Source organism: Pseudomonas paracarnis, from assembly GCF_904063055.1.
GTDB classification, from domain to species: Bacteria; Pseudomonadota; Gammaproteobacteria; order Pseudomonadales; family Pseudomonadaceae; genus Aquipseudomonas; species Aquipseudomonas paracarnis.
Genome location: NZ_CAJFCN010000032.1, coordinates 1 through 9,270, shown reverse-complemented (window position 1 = coordinate 9,270; position 9,270 = coordinate 1). Strand labels below are relative to the sequence as shown.

Annotated in this window: 8 protein-coding genes; 2 read left to right on the top strand and 6 right to left on the bottom strand. The window is 62.5% G+C overall.

From position 1 onward, the window contains the following. The 6 genes from JMV15_RS27650 to JMV15_RS27625 all read right to left on the bottom strand — a co-directional run. Positions 1-298: ATP-binding cassette domain-containing protein (locus JMV15_RS27650; protein WP_201491976.1), on the bottom strand; the 298-nt coding region annotated here is incomplete at its 3' end. Further along, a complete protein-coding gene (locus tag JMV15_RS27645; protein ID WP_038449809.1) occupies positions 295-1,281 on the bottom strand; it encodes a substrate-binding domain-containing protein in 987 nt (328 codons plus the stop codon). The genes JMV15_RS27645 and JMV15_RS27650, both read right to left, overlap by 4 nt. A gap of 39 nt (positions 1,282-1,320) precedes the next feature. Next, positions 1,321-2,184 (bottom strand): SMP-30/gluconolactonase/LRE family protein, encoded by an 864-nt coding sequence (locus JMV15_RS27640; RefSeq protein ID WP_038449806.1) that lies wholly within the window; start codon positions 2,182-2,184, stop codon positions 1,321-1,323. Positions 2,185-2,200: 16 nt separating this feature from the next. Continuing rightward, entirely contained in the window at positions 2,201-3,781 is a 1,581-nt protein-coding gene (locus tag JMV15_RS27635; RefSeq protein ID WP_020302091.1) for an aldehyde dehydrogenase (NADP(+)), read from the bottom strand. Positions 3,782-3,791: 10 nt separating this feature from the next. Beyond that, positions 3,792-4,784 carry an AraD1 family protein gene (gene araD1 / locus JMV15_RS27630; RefSeq protein ID WP_014718070.1) on the bottom strand — a complete coding sequence of 331 codons (993 nt, stop codon included), beginning with the start codon at positions 4,782-4,784 and terminating at the stop codon, positions 3,792-3,794. A 16-nt stretch (positions 4,785-4,800) separates the two neighbouring features. Further along, positions 4,801-6,123, bottom strand: a complete 1,323-nt coding sequence (locus tag JMV15_RS27625; RefSeq protein ID WP_003190554.1) for an MFS transporter — start codon at positions 6,121-6,123, stop codon at positions 4,801-4,803. A 191-nt stretch (positions 6,124-6,314) separates the two neighbouring features. Between JMV15_RS27625 and JMV15_RS27620 the strand changes: the two genes are divergently transcribed. Both JMV15_RS27620 and JMV15_RS27615 read left to right on the top strand, forming a co-directional pair. After that, the gene (locus JMV15_RS27620; RefSeq protein WP_019817288.1) at positions 6,315-8,051 is read left to right on the top strand and encodes an IlvD/Edd family dehydratase; all 1,737 of its coding nucleotides are present in this window, start codon (positions 6,315-6,317) and stop codon (positions 8,049-8,051) included. A gap of 48 nt (positions 8,052-8,099) precedes the next feature. After that, positions 8,100-8,822, top strand: coding sequence for a FadR/GntR family transcriptional regulator (locus tag JMV15_RS27615; RefSeq protein ID WP_003190551.1), 723 nt, complete (start codon positions 8,100-8,102; stop codon positions 8,820-8,822). The last annotated feature ends 448 nt before the right edge of the window (positions 8,823-9,270 follow it).

Below are 9,270 nucleotides of genomic sequence, written 5' to 3'. Positions count from 1 at the left end.
TCTCGGCCACGCTCATTTCCGGCACCAGGTGCAGCTCTTGGTGAATCACCGCCACACCGCTGGCGATGCTGTCGGCGGCGCATTTGAAGGCCATGGTCTGCGCGCCGATCTGCACCGTGCCGCTGGATGGAATGTAGGCGCCGCCGAGGATCTTCAGCAGGGTCGACTTGCCTGCGCCGTTCTCGCCCATCAACGCGTGCACCTGCCCGGGGTGGGCGGTGAAGCAAATGCCGTCCAGCGCCTTGACCCCGGGAAAGGTCTTGCCGATGCCGTCAAACCGCAGGGCCGCAGCGGTCATTTCCACAGCCCGATCTTGGTCAGTTCCGCCTGGAAGTTTTCACGGGTGATCAGCGTCACTTCGTCCATGGCCGTGTATTTCGGCGGCTCGGTGCCTTGGGTAACCCACTCGTACATCATCTCAGCGGTTTTGTAGCCTTCAATGTGCGGGCTGGGCAGCATTGAGCCGAAGAAGCCGCTGTTGGCTTTCTTCAATTCGCCGATGGCGTCGGTGCCATTGATGCCGATACCGATCACGTTGGCTGCGGCGAAACCGGCACTTTCGGTGGCACGCACGCCGCCGAGCACGGTGTTGTCGTTCATGCCGCCGATGATCAGGTTCTTCGCCCCACTCGGCAGCTTGACCAGGGCCGAGTTGGTGGCGTCCATGCTGCCAGGTACGTCGAGGGTTTTGAGCGCGGCGGTGAGGATGTGGTCCTTGGGAATCCCGGCTTCCTCCAGGGATTTGATCGAGCCGTCGGTGCGTTTCTTGCCGGTGTCGAGTTCGTTGAAGGTATTGATCACCGCGTAGGTGTCCTTCCAGTCCCAACCACGTTTTTTCGCTTCGGCGGCCATGGCGGCGCCTTGCTTCTGGCCGACTTCAAACGCGGCCATGCCCAGGTACGGCACGTCTTCCATGAAGTTGCCCTTGGCATCGACAAAGCGGTCATCCACGGCCATCACTTTCAAACCGTTGACCTTGGCCTTGGCGACAATCGCAGGGCCCAGGGACACGTCCGGCGGGCAGATCACGAAGCCTTTGGCGCCGTTGGCGGCCAGGCTGTCGATGGCCGAGAGGGTTTTCTCGCCGTCGGGCACCGCGATCTTGATGAGTTTGAAGCCTTTGTCCTGGGCGGCTTTTTCCGCAAACGCCCACTCCGTCTGGAACCAGGGCTCTTCGGCCTGCTTGACCAGAAAGCCGATCTTCACGTCTTCAGCGGATACGATGCTGCTGAGGCTGCTTAACGCAACAGCGGCAGCCAGAACGCGTAGAACCTTTTTCATGAACGACACCTCTTGTTGTTGTTTTTTTAAGTCTTGGGTTTAACCGGCGAAACGATGGCAAGGCTTGCCAGGAACATCGACTTCAATGGCCAATACCGCACCATCAAGGGGGTGATCCAAGGGACTCGCCGCGCTGGTGATGTACAGCGTGGTGAGCTCGGGCCCACCGAACACGCAACTGGTGGGACGGCTGACCGGCAGTTCGATAATGCGATCCACCTCACCTGAAGGCGTCAGACGCAGCAGGCAACTGCCGTCCCAGCGCGCATTCCAGATGTAGCCGTCGGCGTCCATGGCCGAGCCATCCGGCCCGCCGCGTGTGTGCGGCCCGAACCAGGCCTGGGCGGCACCGAGTTGACCGTCAGCCTGGATCGAATGCTGATAGAGCGTGCCGTCCATGCTGTCGCCGAAATGCACCTGGCTGCCCTCCTCGTTCCAGAGCAGGGTGTTGGGAATGCCCAGGCCCGCCAGCAACGGCGTGACCCGCGCATCGGCATCGATGCGAAACAGGCCACCGGAGCGCCGGGTAATCGGCAGGTCTTCGCCCTGCTCGCCGATGTTGTTCTGCATGGTGCCCAACCACAGCCGGCCCTGGGCATCGCAGCGTGCTTCATTGCCGCGGTTGCCCGTTTGCGGGTCGGCTACGCACAGCAGGGTCAAGGCTTCGGTGGCCAGGTCCAGGCGATATACGCCGCTGCTCAAGGTCACCAGCGCATCACCGCTTTGACAGGGGATGAACGCCGAGACGTGCTCAGGCAATTGCCACACCTGCAACTGCCCACCCATCAGACGCAGCGCCTGGCGGGCGGCGATATCCACCCAATACAGGGCCTGGGTCGGTACATCCCAGAACGGCCCTTCGCCCAACCGGGCACGGTGCGGGGTGACTGCGCTCAACGACATGAAGCCTCCTGATCAGTTACAGCGATTCGCGCGATGGCGTGCCATTTACCAGGCGCTGAATACGCAAGGGGTTGGCGTTTTTCAACGCGTCGGGCAGCAGGCTATCAGGGTAGTTCTGGAAGCACACCGGGCGCAGGAAACGGTCGATGGCCAGCGTGCCGACCGAGGTGCCACGGGCGTCGGAAGTCGCCGGGTACGGCCCGCCGTGAACCATGGAATCGCACACCTCCACGCCAGTGGGGTAACCGTTGAGCAGGATGCGCCCGACTTTCTGTTCCAGCAGCGGCGTGAGTTCGGCGAACTGGTGCAGGTCGGTCGGTTCGCCGATGAGCGTGGCGGTCAACTGCCCGTGCAGCCCCTGCAGGGCGGCGCTGAGTTGGGCCTGGTCGGCCACTTCGACGAACACCGTGGTGGGGCCGAACACTTCCTCTTGCAGCACTTCGTCGCCGTCAATCAACAGACGTACATCCGCCTTGAACAGCTGCGGTTGCGCCTGGTTGCCCGATTGCGCGCTGCCCGCCAGATGCTGGATGCCCGGGTGAGAGCGGAGTTTTTCCAGGCCCTTGCCGTAGCTGCCCAGGGTGCCGGCATTCAGCATGGTTTGCGCCGGTTGCTCGCCAATCAATTGCGCGACCTGCTGAGTGAACGCGGTGAACGCAGGCGAAGCGATACCGATCACCAGACCTGGGTTGGTGCAGAACTGGCCGCAGCCTTGCACCACCGAGGCGGTCAGGTCGCGGGCGATGCTCTCGGCGCGGGCGTGCAGCGCCTGGGGCAGCACGATCACCGGGTTGATGCTCGACATTTCGGCAAACACCGGGATCGGTTGCGGGCGCGCCGCGGCCATGTCGCATAGGGCGCGGCCGCCTTTGAGTGAGCCGGTAAAGCCAACCGCCTGGATCGCCGGGTGCTTGACCAGCGCCTCACCGACGCCGCCGCCAAAAATCATGTTGAACACGCCGGCCGGCATCTCGGTGGCCTCGGCGGCACGAATGATCGCATCGGCCACGCGCTCGGCGGTCGCCATGTGGCCGCTGTGGGCCTTGAACACCACCGGGCAACCGGCGGCCAATGCAGCCGCCGTGTCACCGCCGGCGGTGGAGAATGCCAGGGGGAAGTTACTGGCACCAAAGACCGCCACCGGACCGAGGCCGATGCGGTATTGGCGCAGATCCGGGCGCGGCAACGGCTGGCGCTCTGGCAGGGCCTTGTCGATACGCGCGCCGTAGAAGTCACCGCGGCGCAGCACGGTGGCGAACAAACGCATCTGGCCGCTGGTGCGCCCGCGTTCGCCTTTGATGCGTGCGGCCGGCAATGCGGTTTCGCGGCAGACCAGTTCGACGAAGTCATCGCCCAAGGCGTCCAGCTCATCGGCCACCGCATCCAGAAACTGCGCACGTCGTGCGGCGCTCAAGGCGCGATAGGCCGGGTACGCCTGGGCCGCGGCCTGGGCGGCGGCGTCCACTTCCTGGGCGGTGGCCTGGTAGAAATCCTGGGGCAAGGCTTCGCCGGTGGTGGCGTCGATGCTTTGCAGCTTAGTGCTACCGTTGGCGCTGCGCTGGCCGCCGATGTAGTTGTGGCCGAGGAACGGGGTCATGTTGATCTCCTTAAAGGGGGGTGACTTGGCCGGGTTCAAATGCCGCATCGCTGCTGCCGATACCGTTGATCAACGGCGCGCCGAATTCAGCCTGGCTGATCTCGAACACATCGCCCGGCTGGGTACGTATACCGTCGGCGAATGACAAGGTGGCGGTGCCGAAGAAGTGAATGTGCACATCACCCGGCTTGAGGAACTGGCTGTATTTGAAGTGGTGGTATTCGAGGTTTTCCAGGCTGTGGCACATATTGGCCTCGCCACTGAGGAATTCGTTCTGCCAGATGACCTCGCCGTTGCGCAGGATGCGGCTGGTGCCCGCCAGATGCTCGGGCAGTTCGCCCACGCGCAGCTCCGGGCCGTAACTGCAACTGCGCAGCTTGGAATGGGCCAGGTACAGGTAATTCTTGCGCTCCATCACATGGTCGGAGAACTCGTTGCCCACCGCAAAACCCAGGCGATAGGGCTTACGGTCATGCCCGATCACATAGAGGCCACCGATTTCTGGTTCTTCGCCGGCATCTTCGGCAAACGGCGGCACCGGGAAGGCCTGGCCCGGGCGCACGACGATGCTGCCATCGCCTTTGTAAAACCACTCCGGTTGCACACCGGCCTGGCCGGCGCCTGGTTTGCCGCCCTCCACGCCCCATTTGAAGATGCGCATGGTGTCGGTCATCGCGCTGTCGTCGCCGGCCTGCTGGTGCATCTTGTCGCGGGCCGAGGCACTGCCCAGGTGGGTGAGGCCGGTGCCGCTGATCAGCATGTGGGCCGGGTCGGGGTGGTCCAGCGGGGGCAGGATTTTGTGGTCCGCCAACAAAGCGGTGTAGTCATGGCTGGCGCCCAGGCCGAGGGCTTGCACCTGTTGCTGCAACTTGCCGCCGGCTTCGATGGCGGCCAGCGCCAGTTCACGCACGCTGTGGGCGCCGCGCACTTCGCGTACCTGGTTGCCTTCTACCACGCCGACGCGGCGCTCACCGTTGCTCAACTCGAACTGAACTAAACGCATGCAGGTTCTCCTGGATTTAAGTGCGTGTGGCGCCACGGGCGCTGGCGGCGAATTGGTCGACGGGCAGCACGTGCTTGCGTTCCAACAAGCGGTAGACCACGAGGGTCAGCAGCAACCCGAACACCATCACACCGGATAAGAAATACAAGCCTGAGGCCAGGTTGCCGGTGTACTCCTTGAGCGCACCGATCACGAACGGGCCGATATAGCCGCCGAGGTTGCCCACCGAGTTGATCAAGGCAATACCGGCCGCCGCACTGGCGCCGGCAAAGAAGCGCCCCGGCAGGGTCCAGAACACGGCGGTGCAGGAAAACATTGCAAACGCCGCCAGGCACAGCGCGGCCATTTGCAGCACTGGCACCGTGAGCCAGGCGCTGCAGAACAGGCCGATGGCGCCCAGCACATAGAGCACGGCGAGATGGCCGTAACGGTCGTTCAAACGGTCGGAACTGCGCGGGATGATCAACAGGCCGATGATGCCGAAGATATAGGGCACGGCGGAGATGAAGCCGGTGGTAAGGTCGCTGCCGCCAAACTGCTTGATCAGGGTCGGCAGCCACAGGCCGAGGCCGTAGATGCTCAGGGTCACCGGCAGGTAGAACAGCGCCAGCAACAACACGCGCTTGTCCTTGAGCGCATGCAAGGGGTTGCCATGGCGTGTCTGGCCGTAGGCTTGCAGATCTTTGTGCAGCTCGCCGGTGAGCCAGGCTTTTTCTTCCTCGCTCATCCAGTTGACCTTCTGGGGGCCGTCCGGCAGGTAACGCAGCACCGGCCAGGTCAGCAGGATCGCCGGGGTACCGATCACGATAAACAGCCACTGCCAGCCATGCAGGCCGAGAATGCCGTCCATGCCGAGCAGACCGCCGGACACTGGACCTGTGATCATCATTGCAATCGGTTGGGAGAGGATGAACAGCCCGAGGATCTTGCCGCGATGGCGCACCGGGAACCATTGGGTGATGTAGTACAGCACGCCGGGAAAGAACCCCGCCTCCGCCGCGCCCAGCAGAAAACGCATCACATAGAAGCTGTGCGGCCCTTGCACGAACGCCATGCCGATGGTGATGGCGCCCCAGGTGATCATGATGCGCGCAAACCAGCGCCGCGCGCCGAAGCGGTCGAGCATCAGGTTGCTGGGAATCTCGAACAGGAAATAGCCAATGAAGAACAACCCGGCACCGAGGCCATAGGCGGCGTCGCCGATGCCCACGTCAGCGCCCATGTGCAGCTTGGCGAACCCTACGGCGGAACGGTCCACGTAGGCGATCAGGTACAGCAGGATCAGGAAGGGAATCAGTTTCAGCGTGATGCGCCGAATAAGCCGCAGTTCCTGGCTCATGGGGTCGATCTCCGATTGTTGTTTTTATAGAAGCTCGGGGGACGCCTCTGACGAAATCCGCCAGGGCCATACCTCAGTTAAGACCGACTATATAGTATGACTATTTGCAAAACAACACTTCCAAAGCGGCGATTTTGCGCTTATGTTTAAGCACGCATAGACCATATAGTCATACAATAAGAGAATCGATCATGCCTGACAAAAAGCCCGGCCTACGCTCTGCCCAGTGGTTCGGTACTGCCGACAAGAACGGCTTCATGTACCGCAGCTGGATGAAGAACCAAGGCATTGCCGACCATCAGTTCCATGGCAAGCCGATCATCGGCATCTGCAACACCTGGTCGGAGCTGACGCCGTGCAACGCGCACTTCCGTCAGATAGCCGAACACGTCAAGCGTGGCGTGATCGAGGCCGGAGGCTTCCCGGTGGAGTTCCCGGTGTTTTCCAATGGCGAATCCAACCTGCGCCCTACCGCCATGCTCACGCGCAACCTGGCGAGCATGGATGTGGAAGAAGCGATTCGCGGTAATCCGATTGATGGCGTGGTACTGCTCACCGGCTGCGACAAGACCACCCCAGCGCTGCTGATGGGCGCCGCCAGTTGTGATGTGCCGGCCATCGTGGTCACTGGCGGGCCGATGCTCAACGGCAAGCACAAGGGCCAGGACATCGGCTCGGGGACGGTGGTGTGGCAGCTCAGCGAACAGGTCAAGGCCGGCACCATCACCCTGGATGATTTCCTCGCGGCCGAGGGCGGCATGTCGCGCTCGGCGGGCACCTGCAACACCATGGGCACGGCCTCGACCATGGCCTGCATGGCCGAGGCGCTGGGCACGTCCCTGCCCCACAACGCGGCGATTCCGGCGGTGGATGCGCGGCGATATGTGCTGGCGCATATGTCCGGTATGCGTGCGGTCGAGATGGTGCGCGAAGACTTGAAGCTGTCGAAGATCCTCACCAAAGAAGCGTTTGAAAACGCGATTCGCGTAAACGCAGCTATCGGTGGTTCGACCAACGCGGTGATCCACCTGAAAGCCATCGCCGGGCGCATCGGCGTGGAGTTGGACCTGGATGACTGGACCCGCATCGGGCGCGGTATGCCGACCATCGTCGACCTGCAACCCTCGGGGCGCTTCTTGATGGAAGAGTTCTACTACGCCGGCGGCCTGCCCGCGGTGCTGCGTCGCCTGGGTGAGGCCAACCTGATCCCCCACCCGAACGCCTTGACGGTCAACGGCAAGTCCCTGGGCGAGAACACCCAGGATTCGCCGATCTACGGCCAGGACGAAGTGATCCGCACCCTGGACAACCCGATCCGCGCCGACGGCGGCATCTGCGTGCTGCGTGGCAACCTCGCGCCCCTGGGCGCGGTGCTCAAGCCTTCGGCAGCGAGCCCCGAACTGATGCAGCACCGTGGCCGCGCCGTGGTGTTCGAGAACTTCGACATGTACAAGGCACGCATCAACGACCCGGAGCTGGACGTGGATGCCAACTCGATCCTGGTCATGAAAAACTGCGGCCCCAAGGGTTACCCCGGCATGGCCGAAGTCGGCAACATGGGCCTGCCGGCCAAGCTGCTGGCCCAGGGCGTGACGGACATGGTGCGCATTTCCGATGCGCGCATGAGCGGCACCGCCTACGGCACCGTGGTGTTGCACGTGGCCCCGGAAGCCGCTGCCGGCGGGCCGTTGGCAACAGTGAAGGAAGGTGACTGGATCGAACTCGATTGCGCCAATGGCCGCCTGCACCTGGACATTCCAGACGCCGAGCTGGCAGCGCGCATGGCCGACCTGCCCCCAGCACAAAACCTCATCGTCGGCGGCTATCGCCAGCTGTACATCGACCATGTGCTGCAGGCCGACCAAGGCTGTGACTTTGACTTCCTGGTGGGCTGTCGCGGGGCAGAAGTCCCACGGCATTCCCACTAATTGGGATGCTATGATGCGGCGAATCTAAGCCAGAGCCTGCCCGTCGTTATGGATCACCAGCCGCCCAAGCCGCGCAAGAGCCAGCATGCCCAGATCGTTCAGGATCTGGGCATGCACATCGTTTCCGGTCGTTTCAAGCCTGAAGAACGCTTGCCCATGGAAGCTACGCTGTGCGAGGAATACCAGGTCAGCCGCTCGGTATTGCGCGAAGCCACGCGGGTGCTCAGCGCCAAGGGCCTGGTGTATTCCAAGCCACGGGTGGGCGCGGTGGTGCGGCCACGCTTGAAATGGCACCTGCTCGACCCGGACGTGCTGTCCTGGTTGATGCAGTCCACGCCCCACAGCGAGTTCTTCAACACCCTGGCCGGGGTGCGCCGCATCCTCGAACCGGAAATCGCCGCGATGGCCGCGACCACCGCCACCGATGAAGACATCGCCACTATCGAACACGCCTACCAAGGCATGGAAACCGCCAAGACCCACGAGGAGCTGTTGCAGGCCGACCTGGACTTCCACCGTGCGATTGCCGACGCCACCCGCAACGACCTGCTCGCCTATATGTGCAACATGCTCTCGCTGCCGTTGCGCGAGTCGATCAACATCACCAACCGCCGTCCGGATATCCAGGGCCTGAGTCTGCCTCGGCACAAAGCGATCCTCACGGCGATCCAGAACCGCGATGCCCTGGGTGCGCGGCATGCGTCGCTGGTGCAACTGGATGACACGCGGGTGGCGCTGGACACGGTGATGAATGTGTTGACGCCGTTGTAACCCCGCTTCATTTCTGACTGTTAACTTTCGCCCAGCTCACGATGCGAAGCGAGCCGCTCGTGCTCTTGCTCTGCTTTTGATCTTGATCTTAGGCGCCCCCCCAAATCACTGGCGGATTACGGGCACACCGAGCCTAGGCGAGGTGCCGAGTGGTGGGGCAAGAGCCCTTTTGGTTACTTTTGGCTGGGCCGGCATTCCGGGCTCTTTTCCAAAAGTGACCCGCTGTAAAAGCCAGCCCTTTCAAGGTCTTCTGTAAAATCCCCTGAAATTCATTCAGGGGGTACCTAAACGATGTGGGCGGAAGTTCTAGCGCGTTTCGAAAAAAAAGCACCTGCCAGTGTCATGGCCAAACTGGCGCTGCAGCAGGCTATTGCCCCCGAGTGGATTGATCAGGTTTTCGAAGAACACCGGCAACGGCAGTATTCTCGTGAGCTATTGTTCTCGACCA

Excerpts from the sequence above, each read along its gene's own strand:
- JMV15_RS27615 (WP_003190551.1), top strand. The coding sequence starts at position 8,100 with ATGGATCACCAGCCGCCCAAGCCGCGCAAGAGCCAGCATGCCCAGATC.
- JMV15_RS27620 (WP_019817288.1), top strand. The coding sequence starts at position 6,315 with ATGCCTGACAAAAAGCCCGGCCTACGCTCTGCCCAGTGGTTCGGTACT.
- JMV15_RS27625 (WP_003190554.1), bottom strand. The coding sequence starts at position 6,123 with ATGAGCCAGGAACTGCGGCTTATTCGGCGCATCACGCTGAAACTGATT.
- JMV15_RS27645 (WP_038449809.1), bottom strand. The coding sequence starts at position 1,281 with ATGAAAAAGGTTCTACGCGTTCTGGCTGCCGCTGTTGCGTTAAGCAGC.
- araD1 (WP_014718070.1), bottom strand. The coding sequence starts at position 4,784 with ATGCGTTTAGTTCAGTTCGAGTTGAGCAACGGTGAGCGCCGCGTCGGC.
- JMV15_RS27635 (WP_020302091.1), bottom strand. The coding sequence starts at position 3,781 with ATGACCCCGTTCCTCGGCCACAACTACATCGGCGGCCAGCGCAGCGCC.
- JMV15_RS27640 (WP_038449806.1), bottom strand. The coding sequence starts at position 2,184 with ATGTCGTTGAGCGCAGTCACCCCGCACCGTGCCCGGTTGGGCGAAGGG.